Annotated in this window: 17 protein-coding genes and 2 pseudogenes; 8 read left to right on the forward strand and 11 right to left on the reverse strand. The window is 65.1% G+C overall.

Features of this window, described 5'->3' with window-relative positions:
- Window positions 1–19 precede the first annotated feature (19 nt).
- From tssM to cysE, 4 genes and pseudogenes are all read left to right on the forward strand, one after another.
- Complete coding sequence (tssM, locus tag U4012_RS17485) at window positions 20–4,114, forward strand: type VI secretion system membrane subunit TssM (RefSeq protein WP_321800314.1); 4,095 nt, start codon at window positions 20–22, stop codon at window positions 4,112–4,114.
- A 5-nt stretch (window positions 4,115–4,119) separates the two neighbouring features.
- Entirely contained in the window at window positions 4,120–5,403 is a 1,284-nt protein-coding gene (gene icmH / locus U4012_RS17490; protein ID WP_321800316.1) for a type IVB secretion system protein IcmH/DotU, read from the forward strand.
- Window positions 5,404–5,722: 319 nt separating this feature from the next.
- The gene (locus U4012_RS17495; RefSeq protein ID WP_321800318.1) at window positions 5,723–7,303 is read left to right on the forward strand and encodes an FAD/NAD(P)-binding protein; all 1,581 of its coding nucleotides are present in this window, start codon (window positions 5,723–5,725) and stop codon (window positions 7,301–7,303) included.
- Window positions 7,304–7,329: 26 nt separating this feature from the next.
- Window positions 7,330–7,836: pseudogene (gene cysE / locus U4012_RS17500) on the forward strand (serine O-acetyltransferase); the annotation flags it as partial.
- Between the two features lie 215 nt (window positions 7,837–8,051).
- Here cysE and U4012_RS17505 read toward each other — a convergent pair.
- The gene (locus U4012_RS17505; RefSeq protein ID WP_321800320.1) at window positions 8,052–8,195 is read right to left on the reverse strand and encodes a hypothetical protein; all 144 of its coding nucleotides are present in this window, start codon (window positions 8,193–8,195) and stop codon (window positions 8,052–8,054) included.
- 518 nt (window positions 8,196–8,713) lie between these two features.
- Between U4012_RS17505 and U4012_RS17510 the strand changes: the two genes are divergently transcribed.
- A complete protein-coding gene (locus U4012_RS17510) occupies window positions 8,714–9,283 on the forward strand; it encodes a GNAT family N-acetyltransferase (RefSeq protein ID WP_044846713.1) in 570 nt (189 codons plus the stop codon).
- Here U4012_RS17510 and U4012_RS35955 read toward each other — a convergent pair.
- The 5 genes and pseudogenes from U4012_RS35955 to U4012_RS17530 all read right to left on the reverse strand — a co-directional run bounded on the left by U4012_RS35955 (window position 9,268) and on the right by U4012_RS17530 (window position 12,116).
- A complete protein-coding gene (locus U4012_RS35955; RefSeq protein ID WP_415750386.1) occupies window positions 9,268–9,468 on the reverse strand; it encodes a hypothetical protein in 201 nt (66 codons plus the stop codon). The genes U4012_RS17510 and U4012_RS35955 overlap by 16 nt on opposite strands.
- Window positions 9,469–9,586: 118 nt before the next feature.
- A pseudogene (locus U4012_RS35960) lies at window positions 9,587–9,694 on the reverse strand (VOC family protein); the annotation flags it as partial.
- A 343-nt stretch (window positions 9,695–10,037) separates the two neighbouring features.
- On the reverse strand, window positions 10,038–10,799 hold the full coding sequence (locus tag U4012_RS17520; RefSeq protein ID WP_321800325.1) for a hypothetical protein: 762 nt from the start codon (window positions 10,797–10,799) through the stop codon (window positions 10,038–10,040).
- Window positions 10,800–10,851: 52 nt separating this feature from the next.
- Window positions 10,852–11,463 (reverse strand): acyl-homoserine-lactone synthase, encoded by a 612-nt coding sequence (locus U4012_RS17525; protein ID WP_124488193.1) that lies wholly within the window; start codon window positions 11,461–11,463, stop codon window positions 10,852–10,854.
- Between the two features lie 209 nt (window positions 11,464–11,672).
- On the reverse strand, window positions 11,673–12,116 hold the full coding sequence (locus tag U4012_RS17530) for a DUF4902 domain-containing protein (protein ID WP_044843158.1): 444 nt from the start codon (window positions 12,114–12,116) through the stop codon (window positions 11,673–11,675).
- A gap of 73 nt (window positions 12,117–12,189) precedes the next feature.
- Between U4012_RS17530 and U4012_RS17535 the strand changes: the two genes are divergently transcribed.
- Entirely contained in the window at window positions 12,190–12,909 is a 720-nt protein-coding gene (locus U4012_RS17535) for an autoinducer binding domain-containing protein (protein WP_044843159.1), read from the forward strand.
- 48 nt (window positions 12,910–12,957) lie between these two features.
- Here U4012_RS17535 and U4012_RS17540 read toward each other — a convergent pair whose 3' ends face one another.
- The 5 genes from U4012_RS17540 to U4012_RS17560 all read right to left on the reverse strand — a co-directional run bounded on the left by U4012_RS17540 (window position 12,958) and on the right by U4012_RS17560 (window position 18,948).
- Window positions 12,958–13,665: an MgtC/SapB family protein gene (locus tag U4012_RS17540; protein ID WP_044843160.1), complete on the reverse strand. Its 708-nt coding sequence runs from the start codon at window positions 13,663–13,665 to the stop codon at window positions 12,958–12,960.
- A gap of 308 nt (window positions 13,666–13,973) precedes the next feature.
- Window positions 13,974–15,533 (reverse strand): TolC family protein, encoded by a 1,560-nt coding sequence (locus U4012_RS17545; RefSeq protein WP_321800331.1) that lies wholly within the window; start codon window positions 15,531–15,533, stop codon window positions 13,974–13,976.
- Window positions 15,520–17,628, reverse strand: coding sequence for an FUSC family protein (locus tag U4012_RS17550; RefSeq protein WP_321800333.1), 2,109 nt, complete (start codon window positions 17,626–17,628; stop codon window positions 15,520–15,522). Before U4012_RS17550 ends, U4012_RS17545 begins: the two co-directional genes overlap by 14 nt.
- Entirely contained in the window at window positions 17,609–18,658 is a 1,050-nt protein-coding gene (mdtN, locus tag U4012_RS17555) for a multidrug transporter subunit MdtN (protein WP_321800335.1), read from the reverse strand. Before mdtN ends, U4012_RS17550 begins: the two co-directional genes overlap by 20 nt.
- Window positions 18,655–18,948: a hypothetical protein gene (locus U4012_RS17560; RefSeq protein ID WP_124488186.1), complete on the reverse strand. Its 294-nt coding sequence runs from the start codon at window positions 18,946–18,948 to the stop codon at window positions 18,655–18,657. The genes mdtN and U4012_RS17560 overlap by 4 nt, the downstream gene beginning before the upstream one ends.
- Window positions 18,949–19,442: 494 nt before the next feature.
- On the opposite strand from U4012_RS17560, the gene U4012_RS17565 reads away from it, so the two are divergent.
- The gene (locus tag U4012_RS17565) at window positions 19,443–20,591 is read left to right on the forward strand and encodes a metallophosphoesterase (protein WP_321800338.1); all 1,149 of its coding nucleotides are present in this window, start codon (window positions 19,443–19,445) and stop codon (window positions 20,589–20,591) included.
- A gap of 95 nt (window positions 20,592–20,686) precedes the next feature.
- On the forward strand, window positions 20,687–21,292 hold the full coding sequence (locus U4012_RS17570; RefSeq protein WP_321800340.1) for an alpha-ketoglutarate-dependent dioxygenase AlkB: 606 nt from the start codon (window positions 20,687–20,689) through the stop codon (window positions 21,290–21,292).
- Window positions 21,293–21,500: the final 208 nt, after the last annotated feature.

The following is a 21,500-nucleotide window of genomic DNA, read 5'->3' on the forward strand; positions in this document are numbered from 1 at the left end:
TCCGTTTCCGGGATATGACATGAAGAAGTTCCTATCGTTTTTGGCATCGCGCCAGTTTCTTGCATTCCTCGCGCTGGTGATCGTTGGTCTGGTCATCTGGTTTGTCGGGCCACTTGTCGCATTTGGCGGACTCAAACCTCTGGCCGGGGTCGGCATGCGCGTGCTCCTGATTGCGTTGCTGCTCGCGGGCGTGTTGCTCTGGCTCGTCGAGTGGTCGACGAGTGTGGTATTTGTTGCAGTGCTATGTCTGCTGATCTGGCATGCAGCGCCGCTGCTGACGTTCGGGCACAATGCACCTTTTGAGCCGGTGTCGTCGAGGCTTGTGGCGATCGGTCTCGTGCTGACCATCTTCGCTCTTTACTGGATATTCCGGCTCTGGCAGAAGATGCGCGACGACGAGCGGTTTCTGAAGAAGATGCTGCAGTTTGGCGGCGCAAGGGAAGAGTCGCCGGCAGCACCGAGGTTGCAGAAAGTCGAAGCAATCGTAGCTGGCGCACTCGCGCGGCTGAAGGCGATGCGCACTGGCGCGCGCGGGCCCGGCAGGTTGTTCCAGGGCAAGCGCTACCTGTACGAGTTGCCCTGGTACATCACGCTCGGCTCACAAGGTTCAGGCAAGACGAATGCGTTGCTTAACGGTGGCCTGTCGTTCCCCGTCGCGGAGCAGATGCAGCGCGCGGCCGGAGCGTTGACGGACCATACGTCCCCAGTGGACTGGTGGCTGACCAACGAGGCAGTGCTGATCGACACGGCAGGCTATTACACGCGCCACGGTTCGTCATCAGCTCAGGACGTCGAGCCGCTGGTCGCAAAATTCGCGCAACAGGCTCAGACTGCTATTTCAGGCGAGGCCGCTGCTAATGGCCCGACGAAGGAGAACGCATCGTCAGCAGACCCGAAGGCAGATTCGACCGAGTCCAAAGCTGCCGCTGCATTGTCGGGGGCAAGCGCGACGGTGTCGCCCATCCGACGAGACACGGGCGATAGGCGACAGGAAATCGATCGCGCCGAATGGCTGGGCTTTCTCGGCATGCTGCGGAGGAACCGGCCTCGCGCGCCCATCAACGGCGCATTGCTGTCGATCGACCTCGCCATGCTCGCCAGCGCGGACGAACAGGCCCGAATTGCCGAGGCGGCCGCGCTACGCGCGCGACTCGCCGAATTGAGGCGGGAGCTGGGTATCCGTTTTCCCGTCTACCTGCTCGTTACCAAGATGGATCGCCTGACGGGGTTTGCGGAGTACTTTGGTGGGCTTACAGCTGAGAGCCGCGCGCAGACGTGGGGTTTCACCCTTCCATACGGGAAGGAAACCGTTGCGAAGGAAGGGCTGCGCGCGCGCTGCCACGACGAGCTGCGTCAGCTTGCGGGACGGCTTGCCGACACGGTCGATACGCGTTTGCAGGATGAATACGATTCGCTCAAACGGCGGCAACTCGCCGTGCTTCCCGAAGAATTTTCGGCACTGGTCGGACCGCTGGTCGATCTGGTCGATCGCGTGTTTCTTGATTCTCGGTACGACGATACCCAACTGCATTCAACACTGCGGGGCGTATATTTCACCAGTGCGCAACAGCGCGATAACGTGGTCGTTGCCGATCGCGGCACGGTGGCGCAGCGTCTCGTGTCGACGGAAGAGAACCCAGCTGTCAAAGCCGTGAGGCCCGAGGGAAATCAGAGTTTCTTTCTGCATGACCTCCTGACGCGCGTCGTTTTCCCCGAGGCGCACCTCGTGACGCCCAACCTTCGTTGGGAGTATCGCTATCGACTGTTGCGCATGATCGGTCACGCGCTCGCCGCGCTGTTATTCGTATGGCTCGCGTTCGGCTTGCGTGTGAGCTTTGGCAATAACAGCGACTACCTCGACGTCATCTCCCGTAAGGTTCAGGCGTTGGGGACTCGCGTGACACAGTTGTACAAGGAGCCCAAGCCAGAAGCCGTGCCCGATACGCTGACCGAAGCCCGCTACTTGCCGACCTTTCCGAATCTGGATCTTTCCGATCCCGATAGCGCATGGCGTTACGGCCTCTATACGCCGTCAGACATCGTGGCGGAGAGCGGTCGTACCTACGATGCACTGGAAGACAACCTGCTCGTGCCGCAGATCGTGCGCCGGATGGAGGACGTTATGTCCGGAGCGATTGCCAGCAAGGATGCGAAGTCCGCGTATGACGCGTTGCGTGTCTACTTGATGCTCTACGACAAGGCGAAATTCAATGCTGGCGACATCAAGGTATGGGTGCTCGACGATTGGGCGAAAAACGACAGCGCGGCGGTTTTCGGCGGCCGGGCATCGATGATCGATCACGTGCAGCAACTGTTCTCGGGTGACCGAATCGTGAAATCGCCGCTGATCCGCAACGATGCGCTGATCCAGCTGGCTCGCGCGTTTCTCGACGGCAGCAATGCCACGGACCGCCTGTACCAACGCGCGAAGGCAGCGATGCTGAAAGAGGCGCCGGACGAATTCACGTTGCTTCGTGCCGTTGGGCCGCAAGCTGGCACGGTGTTTACCAGGGCCAGCGGACAGCCGCTTTCACGCGGCGTGCTTGGTCTTTTCACGTTTGATGGGTACCGGAACCTGTTCGACAAACGGCTTCCCGAGTTTATCCAGATCGCGCGCGACGATGATGCATGGGTGATGGGGCGCTCGTACCTGGGCGAGGCTCAAAAAAAAACGGCTGAAATCGTGAGTACGGTAATCGGCGCAGACGATGCACTGACGGACGCGGTGCGCCGAGAGTACCTGATGGAGTATGCGCAGCAATGGGATGCGTTTCTCAACGATATTCGCACGGTAAGCGGCACGAGTCTCGCATTCAATCTCCAGGTCCTGCGTAGCTTCGCAGCACCCGACTCACCGCTCGGACGACTCGCCCGCGCAGCCGCGCATGAAACGACGCTTACAGCCCCGGCGACTGGACAGGACGGGTCATTTCTTCAGAAGGCCGCCGACCAAATCAATCAGAAGGCGGATAAAGCACTTGGCATCCGTGCGTCGGAACGCGTCGAGCGCGAACTCGTCGATAACCATTTTGCCGCGCTCCGGGAAGTCGTGACGGGCAACGCCGATGCTCAGGCGGGCCCCCAAGCCGCGGCGGCTCAGACCGGTAAGACGGGGTTCGACGGCGTAACGAACCTGTTGAACGATTACTACACGGCGCTCACGGTTTCCGATAACGCGTTGGTGAACAACAGCATGCCGCCTGCGAGTGACACGGCGGCGAAACTGAAGATGACAGCCAACACGATGCCCTCGCCATTCCGGGCCGTTTTGCTGCAGCTAGCCGCCGACGGATCCCATGAGGTGAATCAAGGTATCGGCCAACTGCTTTCGCGCCAAATGCAGGCTGTCGTGGGGGACACGTGCCGGCTTACCATCGAAGGCAACTATCCGTTCTCGCCCGACAGCAAGCGCGACGTCAGCATCGACGACTTCACTCGCGTATTCGCTCAGGGCGGGGTGATCGATGACTTCTTTGCGAAGACGCTCGCGCCGTTCGTCGACACGTCCGCGAAGCCGTGGCGTTACCGAACACTGGCCGGTGCTACGGAACCCGTGCAGGGGCCGGAACTCGAGCCGTTCGAACACGCAAAGGCGATCCGCGATGTTTTCTTCAGCGACCCAAGCCACAAGCAGTTGACCTGGAGAGCCGACATCCGGATTCCCGAACTGGATCCGACCGTCACGAACCTGTCGCTGGATATCGACGGTCAGACTTCACTGTATCAGCATGGTCCGGTTGCGCCTTTCACGGTGACGTGGCCCGGACCGCGCGGCGGCGTTCATACCGAGATCACGGCGAATCCGCGTATCCGGCCGGACACGTCGACGATAGCCACCGACGGACCGTGGGCATTGATGCGCTTGCTCCAAAAGGGACATGTCGTTGAGACGGCCACATCAGGCCGCACGCGCGTCGCATTGGACTTTGACGGTCGCAAAGCGGTACTCGACATAGCAAGCACCGGAAGTGTGGCGAATCCGTTAACTAGCGATGTACTGAAGACGTTCCGCTGCCCGAGCTCGATGCCGGTGTTCAATCTGTCCGATAGCGGACCACCGCCTGGGTTGCCGCGCGGTGCGACACCGGCGAACGCGGCAAATGTCCCGCAATAAGAAGGATGCACAAGTTGACAAATTCGACAGTCGACTCGCGAAATTATTCCGGGGTATTTGAGGCACCGTCGCTCAGTGCGAGGCTGAAGGCAGCGGCTCACGCTGCCAATCCATTGCTCGAGGCAGCGCGCGTCTTGCTGATCGCGTTGGCCGATACGCCGGAGACGTTGGCTCCCGATGCAGTTGTTCAGCGGCGCAAATGGCTCGAGCTCGAATTGCGACTGTTTCTGCGAGTTTGTCGTGAGCTCCGACTTCCGCCGGACGACGTCACGCGTGCGAGCTACTGCCTGAGCGCCGCGCTTGACGAGGCCGCCATGCAAACGAGCTGGGGGAGGGGCGAGGCGACTGGTATGGAGTGGCAGAGCAGCAGCCTGGCTGTGGCGATGGGCCATGATCGACAAGGCGGCGACCGCGTTTTCCACATGATTGATGGGGTGCTCAGCAATCCGCGGCGCCATCTCGATTTGCTCGAACTGTTCCAGAACATCCTAGATCGTGGCTTTCGTGGGCGATACCGCTTTGATAGCGACAGCTCGCAACGCCTGCTGAACATCCGCGAACGACTGCAAAGCGTCGCGGCGGTCGCAGAGCAAGATGCATCACACGACGACAGGGCCAATGCACCGGCCGGTCATCTGGACTTGGCAAATCGAGGGGAGGCTTCGGACGGCTTGTCAACAGGGACAACCGATCAGCGGGAGCACTCGGTTGGTTGGGGTTTGCGACGCCGATGGATTGTTGGCGGCATCGCGACGGCTCTTCTTTTGGGAGCGGGAAGTTTCGTGGCGGTCGGGGAATTTTTCCGCGACACCGAACCGGTGCCGGGGGCGTCCCCGATCGATCGCTTGGGAGAGCAGTTACGCCAGCAATTGCGCGACGAAATTGCCGCCGGAAACGTAGAGTTGATACGGAACGTGGCGGCCGACACGTTGCGGCTCAGATTCAATGGAATGTATGCGCCTGGTGATGTGATCGTAGCCCCATGGTGGGCGTCCATGATGGCATCGGTGGGACGCACCATTGCCACCTCTGCGGCAACGCCAGACGTGCTCGTGGCCGGATACACCGACAGCCGGCCCGTAAGCGCTATTCACCAACGTTCCAATCTCGCGCTTTCCGAAGAACGTGCCCGGCAGATCGCACAGATCCTGATGGCGGCGGGGGTGCCGAAGGAACACATCAGCGTGGCCGGTCACAGCGATGCCGATCCGCTGGCCGATAACGCCTCCGAGGAAGGGCGCTCAAGAAACCGCCGCATCGAAGTGACTGTATCGAATTGCTGCATGTAACGGGAGCGGCCGCTTGCTACACCGGGCTGAATAGGCAGCACGCAACGTCAACGTAGAACGCTGCGACGCCGATTGTGCCTGATCACGACCCACTCGCGCTATTACCGGGCATGCAGCACATGCGATGTTGCTCCCGGCAAACGGTTCACAAATCTGCGGCCTTCGTCTTAGCGCCTTGACGTGTCGCGGGTGAAAAATGCAAGTTCCGGCGAACCAAGTTTGACAATTGTTGCATTGATTGACGCTGGCGTGTGTCGATATTCTGAATCGATATTTGGTAAGCTGTTTTATTGATAAAGGGTGATCTGGATTTTTGTGGGTGAAGTCCAGTAAGTCGAGCCTGGATTTTCCAAAAATTAACTACAAAGCCGTTTGGATGTGCGCGAGCAACGCTATGACTTCCGAGAAAAAGATCCTTGCGATCGTAGGTGCCGGTGCGACTGGCGTCGCCACGTTTATCGCTGCGGTTATGCGTCGCGCAGCATCGGTGATTTATGTCGTTGATCCTCGTTCAATCGGTCCTGGTATCGCGTTCGGAAATTCCGATGAGGAAGTACTTTGCAATACTTCCGTCGATATCATGTCGGTTGTCGCGGATAAGCCTGCGGATTTTCTGGATTATTTGAATCTCCGGGGCTATGTCGCAACGCTCGATTCCTATGTGCCGCGTCGACTGATGGGGCAATATCTTGCGGATCGCTTTATACAATATCGCGAGATTGCGAAGGTGGAAGGCATTGAGGTAATCCATCTGGCGTACCGATTTCGTTCGTTAAGTGTCGACAAGCATCGTCGCTATACGATTCGCTTCGCCGACACCGCGGCGCAGCCAGTCACCGTAACGGATGTCGTTTTTTGCACCGGGCACGGTTCGCCGCGCGTGCCCGATCTCCTGAAAATCCATCGACATCAGGCCTCTTTTATCGGTTGTCCTTACCCTGAGACCGAGCTATTGGCTAGAGTGCCGACAAAATCCCGGGTATTGATTGTCGGTAGCAAGCAGTCGGCGGTAGACGCGGCTATCCTGCTTGGTCGTGACGGGCATCACGTTACGATGCTGTCTCCATCTGGCGAGATTCCTTCTGTTCGTGCGCGGTTTATACGAAGCGAGAGTTTGACGTTCGATAAGGAAAGCCTGCAGTCGATTATGGCTCGGTGGGACCCTCGTAATCCTGGTGTTAATGTCACTGTATTGAAACGGGCATGTTTGAGGCTCGCCGCAAAGACGCTTTCCACATACTCAGGGAAGCGATGGCGTAAGCAGTTCTCGTATTCGACGCATCGTGTGGAGCGACTCAGAGAGGAAATATCCATTGTCGAGGCGGACGGATGTGTATGGCAAGATCTGTCCGTTCGATTGATTGATGCAGTGAATGAATTTTATGAGGATGAGGGGCGAAAAATCCATCCTGATTTCAAACGGCTTATTTATCGATACATTACCGCGATGGCGCTTCCGAACGCAAAAAAAATATTGCGCTCGATTGACTCCGGAGCGCTTTCCATCGCACAAGGCACATTAGGTGAGGTCGTCGCCCCCGGTGATGGCCGGGCACAATGGGCGGTGAGTTGGGGGGAGGGCGTTCAGCACTTTGACGCGATTGTGGTTGCTGCTGGCTTTCATTTGCCAAATTTTGTTTTCAGCAAATCCGGCGAATTGGGGGTCGATGCTGAAGGCAGCGATCCGCAAGCTGCAGTTGAGATTTCGGAGGAAATGAGGATCGGTCGTTCGACTGGGTGGAAAGACGAAAGCCTTTGGTTTGTTGGTGCATCGGCGCATGCGCGGTTGCCGATCCCCAACTCGGTCTTCATCGTTGCGCCTATAGCCGATCGCGTCGTCGCCAAAATTGCGCAGGGCGGGCTGGCGCGACGATCGGTTAGTGACGAACGAGAACAGTAAACGCGTCTATTCAACCAGCCGGTGCCATGTTCACGAGACTTCGCGAAGATATCGACGCAATCCGAACTCGCGATCCCGCAGCGCGCAGTACCTGGGAGGTGTTTCTCTGCTATCCGGGGCTGCACGCGGTTATGACCCATCGCATCGCCCATGCATTTTGGCAAGCGGGGGCGCGCGGGTTTGCACGATGGATTTCGCAACTCTCCCGCTTTCTGACCGGCATCGAAATTCACCCCGCCGCGCGTCTTGGGCGGCGCGTGTTTATCGACCACGGGATGGGCGTGGTGATTGGTGAGACGGCTGAGGTGGGGGATGACTGCACGATCTATCAGGGCGTCACGCTTGGTGGTACGGCGCTGACGCGCGGAGTCAAGCGGCATCCGACGCTGGAGCGTGGCGTCACGGTCGGTGCCGGTGCGAAGATTCTGGGCAGTTTTACGATTGGCGCACGAGCGAAGATCGGCTCGAACGCGGTCGTGACGGTGGCGGTGCCGGCCGACTGCACAGCGGTCGGCAATCCTGCCCGCATTGTTGGGAAACCCGATATCGGACGCACGTTTGAGTAAGTCGGTTAACGTTGCAATAAAGAAGGATTCCCCACAAATGCAACGCCGTGGTGTGTCGCGCTGAGCCAACTGACCGGCGTGCCCGCTGACCGTCTCATGATCCTTACTGTCCGTAGTCCGTCGGTTAGGATGAGGCGCACCCGGCAGGCAGACGGGATCCGGCAGGGCGCGCGACAGCAGGATTACCTTTTCGGCTTGGACTTGCTGCTCGCCGCGCCCTTGCGCTGCGCGAGATCGGAGGCGGCGACTTCCTTCTCCTTTTTGGTTGATTTCGGATCGCGCAGGATCTTGCTCGCGTCAGACGCAGGCTTCTTTCCCGTTGTCATGGTCTACCCTCTCGTTATGGTTGTACCCCTCAACATTGGGGCAAGATTATCGTAGGAAGCGATTCGGTGAACTTCAAGGTAGCCATTTATGGTCTGGTCTGCACGCGGCGGCCGCCGTCATCTGCCTTCGTTCCTCTGTTGCGTATACGCGACATTAAGTTGCCAAAGAGTGGCGATGTGATCCGGCGTGGGCTTTGGCGTAGGTCAGCCGACGGAGGGCCGTCAGATAAGGCCAATTCACTACTTCGAAGAAAACGAGTAATCGCGTTCGACGCGTGGGCGCCCGATCGGGCGTCGCGCTCATTCCGTGAACGCCGGGCGGGACGATGCGTCCCGCCGCATTCGATTCCCGTCGCCGGTTCTCGCGACTGTCGCCGCTGGTTGCCGGCGCAGCTGACGAGCGCGATTGCTTCATCCCTCCGCTTCGCCTTCGAGCTCGCTCCTGCGTTACGAGAACGGTGTGCGCGGCCCGACGCACCCCATGCCTTCTGCATCTCCCGATCACGGTTGATCCGCCATTGAAGATAGAAACCGAACGTTTGACGTTGCGTCGCTGGCGGCCGGGCGATGCCGGTGCGCTGGTTGCGATGCACGCGGATCCTGATGTGACCGCGTGGCTGGCGCGTGGCCCGATGTCCTTCGATGAGGCGGAGGCCGTCATCGCACGTTTCGAAGCGCATTTCGACGCGCACGGTTTCGGTGTGTGGGCGATCGAGCGCCGTGCGGATGGCGCGCTGATCGGGCTCTGCGGGTTGTCGCGTGAAGTTCGTGACGAGCATCCGATGGCGCCGTGCGTCGAGATCATGTGGCGCCAGGCCCGCACATCGTGGGGGCATGGCCATGTCGCGGAAGCGGCCGCTGCGGTATTGGTCGACGGGTTCGGCCGGGTGGGGCTCGGCGAGATCTTTGCATGGACGGCTGCCGCCAACCAGCGATCGCAGCGTGTTGCACGGCAACTCGGGATGGTGCGGCAACCGATGCGCGATTTCGAGCATCCTGCGTTGCCGCCGGGGCATGCGCTGCGACCGCATGTGGTGTTTGTCGCGCACGCAACGCCCGTTCGTCCGGATGATTACGTCAGCGCGTAACGTGCCACGGGCACGCTTGCCCGCTCACGCCACCTCGCGTTCTGCAGCACGATCCGGTAGCCGTCGGCGTCCTCGAACGTCTGTCCGCACGCATCCCAATATTGGATTGAACGATGTCGCCCGCATGAAGCCGTGCGCGACTGCGCGTGCGCACGCGGCTTCCCGTGCCGGGCGGTCGGGAAGATAGAAGACGATCAGGTCTTCGGGTGTCGGCGACGGGGCGACCGGATGCGCCGGACAGTGCGTGAATTCAAAGTGGTAGTCGAGTTCTTCGCGTCCCAGTATCACGCCGGAGAAACCGTCGTGATCGTCGAAGCGCGTGAGCACTGCTGGCTCGAATGCGTCGCGGTACATGTGCTCGGTTCTGGCGAGGTCGGCGACGGGGCGGGCGATGCGCAGGTGGGCGTGCATGACGATGTCGGCTGGGGGTGAGCGATTCGTCGATGCCGCCGGGCAGGCAGCGGGCGCGCTGCTCGCAGGGGGCTTTGATATGTCCCCGATAAATTGTCGCAGGCAAGAAAAAGCCCGCTACTGGAGCGGGCTGAATCCATGTTTGGAGACATGGAGGAGACGGATGTAACTTTAAGGGAAAACCCGAGGGATGGCAAGCCCTAGTTGTAATTGTGCAACGCAGCGCGCCTTGAGCTGTCCTGACCAGGCTGGTGCTGCACGCCATCCAGCTGTCGCGGGCGTTCCACCGTGTCGTGCCGAACAGCCGCCGCACCGTCGCGTATCCGCGGAGCCGCCGTCGCTCCTACATCGCGCCTGCCCACGCGTGCGCGGCAAACGCGCCGAACCGCTCCTGCGCAACCGGCACCGCGTACTTGTTGCGCATTTCCGTCTCGATCCACGCGCAGGCCTCGCGCGCGCAGTCGGTCAGCGCATGCCGCGTCGCGTGTCCGTCGATGTCGTAGACGAAGCGCACGCCCACCTCGTCGTCGGCGACTTGCCGTTGCAGTTGATTGAGCTGCAGTTGCGGCCCGTGTCGCTGCGACAGCGCGCGCAGCTCGTCGAAGTGATATTCGAGCCAGTCGGCAAAGAATAGCGCGTCGCTATGGCAGCGCAGACGGAACGCCGCACTACGCGACGGACGCTGCGCGCCGCCGCCGGCGGCCTGCGGCTCGCCGTTCGGCGCGATGGTCGCATCGACGGGCGCAAGCGGCTGCCCGGTCTGCCGGTACGGTTTGCGGTCGCGCAGTGCGTGCCACAGCAGTTCGTCGCCGGCGGCACCGGACGGCTGCATCGTCAGGTCGCGCCGGCCCTCGCCGACAGCGGCGACGTCGCGGATCACGAGGCGCAGCGAGCAGAGCGGCTCGTCCGCTACCAGCAGCGTCGCCGTGCGCGGCAGCCCGCACACGAGCGGCGCGGCGCCGGCAGCCCGGAACACGAGCCCGCGGCGATCGAGCCGCACGAGCGGCAGCGGCCGCGCAAACGACGGGTAGGCGACTGCGATGCGGGCGCCGCCGGCACCCGTCAACCCGGGCATCATCGCGCGAAAGACCTGAGACTGGTCCACGGTGGTTCTCCTTCGTTACGTTGACGCCCGGCCGGACTACGCGCGTTCCGGCTCAGGCGGCGATGGCTTGCCGGGCAGCCCGTCCCGGCTCGATTCCCAGTGCGGCAAACGTTTGCGGATCGATGTCGATCCAGCACGCGACAACCAGACGACCGTCCACCTGTTTCGGGGGACCTGCCCGGTGCGCGTGCACGCCGATCCGGCGGAACAGCCGCTCCATGCTCGCGAACGTCACGCCGATCAGCTGCCGCGCGCCCCGTTGCGCCGCGCATTCGACGACCGCGGCGAGCATCGGGCGGACGGCCCACTCGGCATTGCCGGGACCGCCTTCGTCGTCGCCGGTCGCCGCGAACCGCGACAGCTCCCAGACGGCAGCCGATTGCGGCAGTGCGACGTCCGCGGCGATCAGGTCGGCGAACAACGACTTCAGCAGATACGGGCGGGTGGTCGGCAACAGGCGCGCACATCCGCACACTTCGCCGCCGGCGTTTCTCGCGAACACGTAGACGGTATCGTCGCGATCGAACTGGTCGCGCTCGAAACATTCGTTCGCCGACGGGAGCGCCCAACCGAGCTGTTCGACGAACACATGGCGCCGATAGCGCCCGAGATCCGCTGCAAGTTCGTGTGGTAACCGCCCTTCATCGTGAACGAAGGTCCGCATGGTGTCCTCGGATCGGTACTTTGGTATGCCCGCATTACATCGCGCGTCCCGAGGAGGCGGTAACTGGTAACTCTTACAGGGTGATGGCGCGCCGACACCATTCGACCGGTGGTAACGGTTTCTTGATCGGCGGGATTGAAATACCGGCGGCTTTTGCTTATAAAGAGCGCCAGTCTTGCGAAAATGTCAGACGAAAGCGCGGCCGGTTGTCACTGGAGCACGGGACCGGCATGATAGACGTCGTTGCGACCGAGCAATGCCGACGCAACCGCGGCCGGCCAGTCGATGTGTGCGAGCCGCGCGGCCAGCACGGCGGCGGTGCGGAACATGCCGAGGTCGGCGCCGGTGGCGTCGACGGCCATGATGTTGCTGCGGACGTCGCCGCCCGCGATCGCGAACGTGCCCGTCGCGCGCTCGAGATACCAGTCCCAGCCGACCGTCAGGTACGCGAGGCCGGCACTGGCCGGGCGGTGCCATTCGGTGTAGCCGGCCAGGCGCGCGTCGACGGCGCTGTCGCGCAGCTCCGCGAGCAGCGATGCATCGAGGCCGCTCGCGACATGGTCGAGCGCGAGCGCGGCCAGCGCGCTTTCGGACAGGCGCACGTAGCCGTCCGGAGACGGGCCGCGGACCGGGTGCAACAAAGGTGAAGTCATGCGCGGAATGTATCAGCCCCGAACCGGCGCTGGCACCTGACAGGTATGACAGCGTAACGTTGTCGGAGAATGAATGGAACTGCGCTGGCAGGATGCCTACCAACAATTCAGCGCCGCGGAAGACGAGCAGCAGCTCTTCCAGCGGATCGCCGCTTATTCTAAACGCCTCGGCTTCGAATATTGCTGTTACGGCATTCGCGTGCCGTTGCCCGTGTCGAAGCCGGCCGTCGCGATCTTCGATACCTATCCGGACGGCTGGATGGCCCACTACCAGGCGCAGAACTACATCGAGATCGACTCGACGGTGCGTGACGGCGTGCTCAGCACCAACATGATCGTCTGGCCGGACGTCGACCGGATCGATCCGTGTCCGCTGTGGCGGGACGCGCGCGACCACGGGCTGTCGGTGGGCGTCGCGCAGTCGAGCTGGGCGGCGCGCGGCGCGTTCGGGCTGCTGAGCATCGCGCGTCATGCGGACCGGCTCACGCCGGCCGAGATCAACATGCTGACGCTGCAGACCAACTGGCTCGCGAACCTGTCGCATTCGCTGATGAGCCGCTTCATGGTGCCGAAGCTGTCGCCCGAGGCGAGCGTCACGCTGACCGCGCGCGAGCGCGAGGTGCTGTGCTGGACGGCCGAAGGGAAGACCGCGTGCGAGATCGGCCAGATCCTCAGCATCTCGGAGCGCACGGTCAACTTCCACGTGAACAACATCCTCGAGAAGCTCGCCGCGACCAACAAGGTCCAGGCGGTGGTCAAGGCGATCTCGGCCGGGCTCATCGATACGCCCTGACGTGGCACCGGCGGCGCGGCGGTCGTGCCGAGCCGGCCGCCTTTGCGCTCACTCCATCATCGGCTCCGCTTCCTTCGCGGTCCAGCTCACGCTGGAAATGCTCTTCTCCATGCTCATCCGGCTCGCGATCTGCTCGAGCTTCTGCTGATCCTTCGGATGCAGCTTCAGCGTCGCGGTCACCTTCAATCGGTCCGGCTGCTCGGGCACGTCCTCGCTCGTCAGGCTCTGGAACGACAGCGGTTTCGCATACATCGCATTCGACAGCAGCGTGCGGATGTGTACTTCGTCGGCGGCGAGGCAGATCACGGTGATCTGGTATTCGCGCACGAGGTCGGCATTCGACACGGGTGTCGCGTTGATCGCCTGGCTGACGCCGCGCAGCACCGTGTTGGTGAGCAGCACGACGCCCGTGCCGGCCAGGGCCGGCACGTAGTGGCCGGAGCCGGCCAGCACGCCGACGGCGGCCGAACACCACAGCGTCGCGGCCGTGTTGATGCCCTGGATCGAACCCTTGTCGCGCATGATCACGCCGCCGCCGAGAAAGCCGACGCCCGACACGACGTAAGCGGCGATCTGCGTGACGCCGGCCACGCCGTTGCCGGTCAGCACGCCGAGCGTGACGAACAGGCAGGCGCCGCTCGCGACGAGCGTGATCGTGCGCAGCCCCGCCGTGCGTTGCCGCATCTGGCGTTCGAGGCCGATCGCGACGCCGCAGGCGAACGCAGTGAAAAGACGGAGTGCGAAATCGAGAGTCATGATGGTCCTGCCGTGCCAAGTGCGCATGCCGGCCCGCGGCGCGGCGGCGCGAAGCCGAACGCGGCACGATGGCCGTCATCGCGCGGTACTGTACCGCGCGGATGCGTCATTCAATGTGAAACGGATGGCGTGCGGGCTCGCGGAACGCGAGCCGCGGCAGGAGAACTGCGGCGGACAGGCGTTCAGGCGGCAAGCGGCGCACGCAACGGAGTGCTGCAACTGTCCACGATGGTTCCTGAAGGAAGAATGGGCGGCATTCTAGTGGGCCGCGCGCGCAGGCGTCAACCCGTCTGGCGGCCGGCCGGTGGTCACTGCGACGGTGACTGCGACGCGCCGATCGTCCCCGTCGCGAGCGCGAGCGCGGCGGCGGCCGACAGCGCGCCGGCGTAGCTGTCGACCTCCGCGTTGCGGGCCGCGAGCAGCTGGCTTTGCGCGATCGTTGCATCGGTGACCGAGCCGACGCCGTTGCGGTACGCGGTCAGCGCCGCGTCGTAGCTCGTCTGCGCGGCATCGACGAGCGCCTTCGCCGCGTCGTGCGACGCGAGGCTCGTCTGCACCGCGTTCTGCGCGGCGACGACCTGGCGGACGGCTTCCTCCTTGGTCCGCGTGAGGCGCGCGGATGCGCTCTGCGCATCGTTGCGCGCCTGCGTCAGCACCGCCGAGCGCAGGCCGCCGTCGTACAGCGGAATCGTCACGCCGAGGAACACGCCGCCGCCGTAGTGGCTGCCGTTCAGGTTCACGGTCGGAGCCTGGTCGCCGATAGCGGGCAGCGCGGTGATCGCCGTGCCGCCGCTGGCGTAGGACGTCGACGCCGACAGGAAGATCTTCGGCATGAACGCGGCTTGAGCGGCCTTGATCTTCGCGCGGTTGGCCTGCTCGAGCGCATAGGCGCCCTGCAGGTCGGGGCGGCGCGCGATCGCGTCCGACACGATCGCGTCGACCGACGACGCGAGCGCGGGCGGCAGCGCTCGCCTGGGCAGCGCGGCGATCGACGGTTTCGACAGCGGCGAGATGCCGAGCGCGGAAACCAGCGCGAGGTAGCCGTCGCTTTCCGTGCCGTTCGCCTGGACCAGCGCGAGGTTCGCCTGTGCGCGATTCTGCGTCGCCTGCGCGAGTTCGACGACAGTGCCGACGCCTTGCCTGAGCCGTGCGCGCGACGCCGCGAGAATCGCGTCCGCGTTCGCCAGGCCCTGCTGCGCGCTGACCGCGCGCGAGCGGGCGGCTTCGTAACGGTAATACGCGACGGTCACGTCGTGGATCACCTGCTGATGCACGGCCGTGAACGCGACGTTCGACGCGACCGACGCCTGCTCGGCCGCCTCGACGCGTGCGGCGCGGCCGCCGAAATCGAACAGCAGCCATTGCAGCGACAGCGCCGAGATCGTGCCGTGCACGGTCGTGTTGCTCGACGAGTCGCCGAGGATCGTCGACGTCGAGCCGTGACTCGCCTGGTACGCGCCCATCGCGGTCGCGGACAGGTTCGGCAGGTACGCGGCCTTCGCGATGCCGACCGCGAGCGCCGCGTTGCGCGCGTCGTTCCACGCGATGCGGGTCAGCGGGTTCGTCGATTCGGCGAGATCGATCAGCTCGGGCAGCGTGTATGGATGCGCGGCATCGAGCGCGGCCGGCGGCGACACCGATGCGAGCGCGGGCGAGGCCGGCAGCGTGTAGTCGTGCGGCGCACGTTGCGCGGATGCAAGCGGTGGCGCCGGCACGATGTCGCCGGCGGCCGACGTTTGCGGCTGCCACGGGCGGTCGGGCGCCTGCGGCGCGAGATCGACCGACGACGTGGCGCAACCGGTCAGCGCGATGGCGGTCGCAAGCGCGGCGGCGGCGATCGATGCGGCCGGCGGTTCAGGGACGCGCATGAGGGGCAGGCTCCTTCGGGGTGTCCGGACGCGCGGCGTCGGCGATGTGCGCGAGCCGCGTGTCGATCAGGTTCAGCAGCGCGTCGCGTGCAGGGTCGGTGGAAGTGGCGGCCGGCGGCGGGGCCGGCACGGCTGCCGCGCCTGCCGTCGACGACGGCGGCGCCGAAGCGGCGTCGGCAGTCGGGGCGTCGTCGCGCAGTTCGACCACGCGCGCGAGGTGCGCGCCGATCGCCGCATCGCCCGGCGTGCGCTCGGCGAGCAGGAACAGCGGGCCTTCGAGTGCGCCGAGCTCCGCGAGCGCGCGTCGCCGGGTGGCGAGCCACGTGGCGGCCGGCCGCACCCACGATGGTTCGTAATGGATCAGGCTCAGCTCCTGCGCGATCGCGCCGTGGCGCGCGAACGCTTCGGCGGCGAGCGTGCGGCGTTCGGCCGGCTGCACGACCTGCGCGATACGGCGCCATTGATCGAGCAGCGCCGCGAACGCGACGTCGATCTGCTTGCCGATGCTGACGGGCCAGATGCGCGTGAACACGAGATACACGACGACGTTGCCGAGCAGGATGCCGATCGTGCGATCGCGCGCGAGCGTCAGGTCGAAGCCGGGGCCCGCGCCCTGGATCACGCACAGGAAGAACGCGAACGCGACCTGGAAGCCCGCGTACGCAATGCGCGGCGAACCGAACGCGACCCACGCGGACAGCCACGCGCCGACGAACACGAGCGCCATCAGCTCGCCGATCGACGACAGCGCCGGCACGACGAACACGAGCGCCGCGGTGCCGATCAGCGCGCCGACGATGCAGCCGGCGATCCGCAGCGTGAGCTTCTCGACCGTTTCGGCCGTCGAGCCGAGCGACACCATGTAGCAGGTGATGAAGCAGGTATGGATGCCCGACCAGTCGAGCTGCGAGTACAGCAGGTAGCAGAACATCGCCGCGACGGTCGTCTTCAGCGCGTAGCGGATGTGGTCGGGGTTGGTGCGCGCGTCCGGCAGGAAGAAGCCGCCGCGCGGCGCGGCGGGTGCGTTGGCGGTTGCAGCCGATGCGTCGGGCGGAGCCGCCGTCGGTGCGGCAGCCGCGGCCGATGCGGCCGTTGCAGTCGCTGCAGTGGATTCAGCAGGTATGGCCGGCTCGGCGAACTGCGTGATGGCCGTGTGCAGATCGGCTGCGACGACGCGCGCGAGCGGCGGCAGCGTATCGGCCGGCGGCAGCGCCAGCGTCACGTCGACCGGATAACCGCCTTGCTCGAGGATGCCGGCCATCTCGTCGAGTGTCGCCGCAGCCGGTTGCGCGAACGCGGCGGGCAGTCGCGCGTCCGGCTCGCGGTCGGCGAGCGAGACCGCGACGAGCAGCGCGGTGCTCGACGCGATGGCTTGCCGTATCGCGGGTGCGTCGGCGGCAGGCGTCGACCCTTCGAGCGTCGACAGCTTGAGCCACGTGAGCAGCTGCTTGTCGCCTTCGCGCAGGCTCGCGTCGAAGGCCGCGCGCGCGTCCTCGTCGCCGCGCAGCCGCTGCGCGGCGAGCCGCAGCCGTTTCGCGAGCTGCGCGAGCGCGAGCTTGCGCGGCGAAGGCGCGATCAGCAGGTTGACGACGATCGCGACGCCGACCGGAATCGCGACCATCAGCCATGCGTAGAGCAGCGCACGCGTCGCGGCTTCGCCGACCGGCGCGAGGCCGAGCTGGTCGAGCCCGAAGCCGACGATCATCGCGAGGATCGCGCCGACCGGGCGCAGCTTGCTCGCCGACGTGAGGTACAGCAACCCGGCCGACAGCACGGCCATGCACGCGACGCGCAGCACCGAATAGTCGATGCTGAAGATCGCGACGCCGATCACGAGCGCGATCACGAGCGTGATGAGCAGCAGCATCGCGACCGCGAGCACGACGCTCGTCACGCGGTCGGCGCGGTTCAGGAAGAACACGACGTACGCGGAGATCGCGGCTTCCGGCGTACCGTAGCCGCTCGTCACGAGCACGACGAGCGCGCAGATCAGCGCGACCCGCGCGGCCATCGCGGCGCGCCCCGGAAACGGCGCGAGCAGTCGCAGGACTTCGCGCGGGCCGGGGGCGCGGACTTCAGCGGCAGGCTGAACCATGCCGGACCTCGACGATCGCGCTCGCGCCGACGCGCACGAGCTTGCCGTCGGGTTCGTCGAGCTTCACACGCACCGGGAAGCGCTGCGCGACATGTACCCAGTTCACCGAGCGCTGCACGATCGGCAGTGCGCGCGGCAGGTTGATGCGGTCGCTGTCCGCGATGCCCGCGCCGATGCCGACGACCTTGCCCGTCAGCGGCCGGCTGCGGTCGATCATCGAATAGACGGTCGCGCAGTCGCCGACCGCGATGCGGTTCAACGACGTTTCGCGGAAATTGCCGACGGCGAACCATTCGCTCGCATCGATCAGCGTGAAGATCGACTGGTTCGGCGCGAGGGTTTCGCCGGCAAGTACGGTCAGGCCCGTCACGAGCCCGTCGTGTGGCGCGCGCACCACCGTGTCGTCGAGCGCGTGCTGCGCGCGGGCGAGTGCGGCTTCGCGTGCGTGGAGCGTGGCGATCGCGTCGGCGTCGTCGCCGATCGTCTGCGCGGACGCTCGCTGCTGTTCCTGCGCCTGCGCGAGCGACACGGCCGCGTCGCGCTGCCGGACCTTCGCCTGGTCGAACTGCTGTGCGCTGACGTAGCCCTGCGCCGCGAGCGGCGCGAGCCGGTTCACGTCGCGCGTCGCGAGATCGTGATTCTGCGACGCGCGCTTGACCTGCTCGGCGGCGACGGCTGCGTTCGAGCGCTCGCCGATCAGCGACCGGCGGCGCGTGTCGAGCGACGCGCGCGCGAGTTCGAGGTCGGCCTGCGCCTGCGCGACCGTCAGCCGGTACGGCACCGGATCGATCTGATACAGCAGGTCGCCTTTTGCAACGCGCTGGTTCTCGTGCACGGCAAGCTGCACGATGCGGCCGCCGACGGGCGATGCGACGTGCACGACGTCCGCGTCGATCGACGCGTCGTCGGTGGACGGGTAGGCCGTCGTGCGGTGGTACGCGTACGCGAGCGCCGCGATGCCGAGCGCGACGATCGCCAGTGCGATCACGCGGCCTTTCGTGGACGGGCGGGTGGTGCCGGCGGCCTTCATGCGAACGGCCCCGTGCCGGTGAGCCACACGATCACGGCGACCACGAGCCCGATCGCGGTGCAGACGGCGAGCTGGTAGGGCACCGTGGCGGCCCAGCCGGTCGCGACGAACACGCGGTGCGCGACGATCGCGCCGACGATGCCGACGATCGCGCTGACGAGCCAGAGCGGGAAATACGCGCCGAACAGGACGTACGACGGTGCGCCGCGCGACGTGCAGCCCGCGAGCGGCAGGGCGGGCGCGAGGACGGCGGCGACACGCAGCGGCGCGCGCGGCGTTGTTTTTCTCATGGTGTGACGAGCTCGACGTTGGGGGTGGATGCCGGGCGCGGCGCAAGGCGGTTCGTCGTCGCGACGACGATTCCGCGATACGGAGCCGATCATAAATCAGCGCGATGCGGACCGCCAGCGATGCCCGGCGTGCCTGCCGCACGCACGGGGCTGCCCGGTGGGCGCTTCGGTGCGATCGATGGCGGTTCGCGATTCTGCCAGCGCATGCACTGGCAGGGTTGCTGACGGACTGTAAAGGATCGTCAGACGAAACCGGGCCGATGCCGTTTGTCTGCCGATGAAGCGGGAATCGGCGAGCCGAATGCGGAATTGACGCGCAGTCGCGGATGAATCCGCGTTCGGGCCGCGCGGTGCGTCCGCCGTGGCCGTGACCGTCGTGCCGGCCGGTATCTGTGTACCATCGTGCGAAGAGCGCGACGCGTGAAGAGGCTTGACGGCACGGTCCCGTCCGACGCGCGGCGCGGAAGCGGTATCGCAACGAGGACGAGTATTCCATGCGAAGTTTCTTTGTCCGGTTCATCGCAATCGGCGTGGTGTTCCATTTGTATGTCGGGCTGCGGATCATTCCCGACGCCTTCGCGTCGCCGCTCGCGCGCACGATCGCGGCGCTCGTGCTGGCGAGCTTCGTCGTGCTGATCCCGGTCGGCATGTTCTCGCGCCGCTTCGACGAAGGCTGGGCCGCGACGCTGGTCGGCTGGCTGGGTTCGATCGCGATGGGTTTCTTCTCGTCGCTGCTGGTGCTGACATTCCTGCGCGAGCTGGTGCTGCTCGGCGTCGTCGTCTGGCGGCATCTGGGGCACGACGGCGCCTGGAGCGGCGCGGCATCCGACACGGCGCTCGGCGTGCTGGCGGGCGCGGTGCTGGTCAGCGCGCTCGGATTCGTCGGCGCGCGCCGTACGGCGGCGGTCAAGCGCGTGTCGATTCCGGTCGACGGGCTGCCGGCCGCGCTCAACGGGCTGACGATCGTGCAACTGTCGGACATTCACGTCGGGCCGACGATCAAGCGCCCGTATATCGAGCGGATCGTGCGCGCGGTCAATGCGCTCGAGGCCGATCTCGTCGTCGTGACGGGCGACGTGGTCGACGGCTCGGTCAAGCGGCTGCGCGAACACACGGCGCCGCTCGGCCGCATGCAGTCGCGGCACGGCAGCTTCCTCGTGACGGGCAACCACGAGTACTACGCCGGCGCGCACGCATGGATCGACGAGTTCCGGCGGATCGGGTTGACGGTGCTGCTCAACGAACACGTGCTGATCGAACACGACGGTGCGCGCGCGGTGCTCGCCGGCGTCACCGATTTCACGGCGGGCGGGTTCGATCCCGCGCATCGCAGCGATCCCGAGCAGGCGCTGGCGGGCGCGCCGCACGACGTCGCCACGAAGATCCTGCTCGCGCACCAGCCGCGCAGCGCGGAAGCGGCGAGCCGCGCCGGTTTCACCGTGCAACTGTCCGGCCATACGCATGGCGGGCAGTTCCTGCCGTGGCCGCCGTTCGTGCGCCTGCAGCAGCCCGTGATCGGCGGGCTGAACCGGTTCGGCACGATGTGGCTCTATACCAGCCGCGGCACCGGCTACTGGGGGCCGCCGAACCGCTTCGGCGTGCCGTCCGAGATCACGCTGATCCGGTTGACCCGCGGCCTCTAGCGCGCCGGAATGACAGCGCATGGCGGCGCGCGTCGCCGTTGGCTACCATGCAGACGTGGTTTCCCCGCACCGTTCATTTGCTGCCTGATCGCGACATGTCGACGCCCGATCTTTTCGCCGATTCGCCCGTGCCCGACGTGGACTGGTACCCGGACTGGCTCGCGCCGGCCGACGCCGATCGCGTGCTGGCCGCGCTGATCGACGAGGTCGCGTGGCGGCAGGATACGATCCGCACGCCGCGCGGTCGCATTCCGCTGCCGCGGCTCACCGCGTGGCAGGGCGAGCCCGACGCCGTCTACGAGTATTCGGGGATCCGCAACGTGCCCGCGCCGTGGACGCCGGCCGTGCTCGACCTGAAGCGCGCGGTCGAGGCGACCTGCGGCGCGCGATTCAACAGTGTGCTGCTCAATCGGTATCGCAACGGGCAGGACAGTCTCGGCTGGCATGCCGACAACGAGCCGGAGCTCGGCGACGCGCCGGTTATCGCATCGGTGAGCCTCGGCGCAATGCGCGTGTTCGACCTGCGTCATCGTGCGACCGGCGTCGTGCACGCGTACCGGCTAACACACGGCAGCCTGCTCGTGATGCGCGGCCGCACGCAGGCCGAATGGCAGCACCGCGTGCCGAAGGCGCCGGCCGTGCAGGGTGAGCGCGTCAACCTGACGTTCCGGCTGGTGGTGTCGGCGGGAAGCGGCCGGTAGCGGCCGGAGATGCCGACCGGCGGACGCCACGGGCCGACGAACGCGGTGGTCCGGCGCACGCGTGCCGGTCGCACCCCGTTTTTCATCCGGGCGAGGCAAGCCGCCGTCGATGCGGCACGTTGCCGCACTCAGGTGTCCGGGGCGGCTTGAACCGGCCTGCGAGGCCCGTCCCATAAGGGTTTCAGGTGGTTTTGATTGACCGCCCGGT

Origin of the sequence: Burkholderia sp. BCC1988 (assembly GCF_905339895.1) — a bacterium.
Classification (GTDB): Bacteria; Pseudomonadota; Gammaproteobacteria; order Burkholderiales; family Burkholderiaceae; genus Burkholderia.

Excerpts from the sequence above, each read along its gene's own strand:
- tssM (WP_321800314.1), top strand. The coding sequence starts at position 20 with ATGAAGAAGTTCCTATCGTTTTTGGCATCGCGCCAGTTTCTTGCATTC.
- icmH (WP_321800316.1), top strand. The coding sequence starts at position 4,120 with ATGCACAAGTTGACAAATTCGACAGTCGACTCGCGAAATTATTCCGGG.
- U4012_RS17505 (WP_321800320.1), bottom strand. The coding sequence starts at position 8,195 with ATGACAACGGGAAAGAAGCCTGCGTCTGACGCGAGCAAGATCCTGCGC.
- U4012_RS17525 (WP_124488193.1), bottom strand. The coding sequence starts at position 11,463 with ATGCGGACCTTCGTTCACGATGAAGGGCGGTTACCACACGAACTTGCA.
- U4012_RS17530 (WP_044843158.1), bottom strand. The coding sequence starts at position 12,116 with ATGACTTCACCTTTGTTGCACCCGGTCCGCGGCCCGTCTCCGGACGGC.
- U4012_RS17535 (WP_044843159.1), top strand. The coding sequence starts at position 12,190 with ATGGAACTGCGCTGGCAGGATGCCTACCAACAATTCAGCGCCGCGGAA.
- U4012_RS17540 (WP_044843160.1), bottom strand. The coding sequence starts at position 13,665 with ATGACTCTCGATTTCGCACTCCGTCTTTTCACTGCGTTCGCCTGCGGC.
- U4012_RS17545 (WP_321800331.1), bottom strand. The coding sequence starts at position 15,533 with ATGCGCGTCCCTGAACCGCCGGCCGCATCGATCGCCGCCGCCGCGCTT.
- U4012_RS17550 (WP_321800333.1), bottom strand. The coding sequence starts at position 17,628 with ATGGTTCAGCCTGCCGCTGAAGTCCGCGCCCCCGGCCCGCGCGAAGTC.
- mdtN (WP_321800335.1), bottom strand. The coding sequence starts at position 18,658 with ATGAAGGCCGCCGGCACCACCCGCCCGTCCACGAAAGGCCGCGTGATC.
- U4012_RS17560 (WP_124488186.1), bottom strand. The coding sequence starts at position 18,948 with ATGAGAAAAACAACGCCGCGCGCGCCGCTGCGTGTCGCCGCCGTCCTC.
- U4012_RS17565 (WP_321800338.1), top strand. The coding sequence starts at position 19,443 with ATGCGAAGTTTCTTTGTCCGGTTCATCGCAATCGGCGTGGTGTTCCAT.
- U4012_RS17570 (WP_321800340.1), top strand. The coding sequence starts at position 20,687 with ATGTCGACGCCCGATCTTTTCGCCGATTCGCCCGTGCCCGACGTGGAC.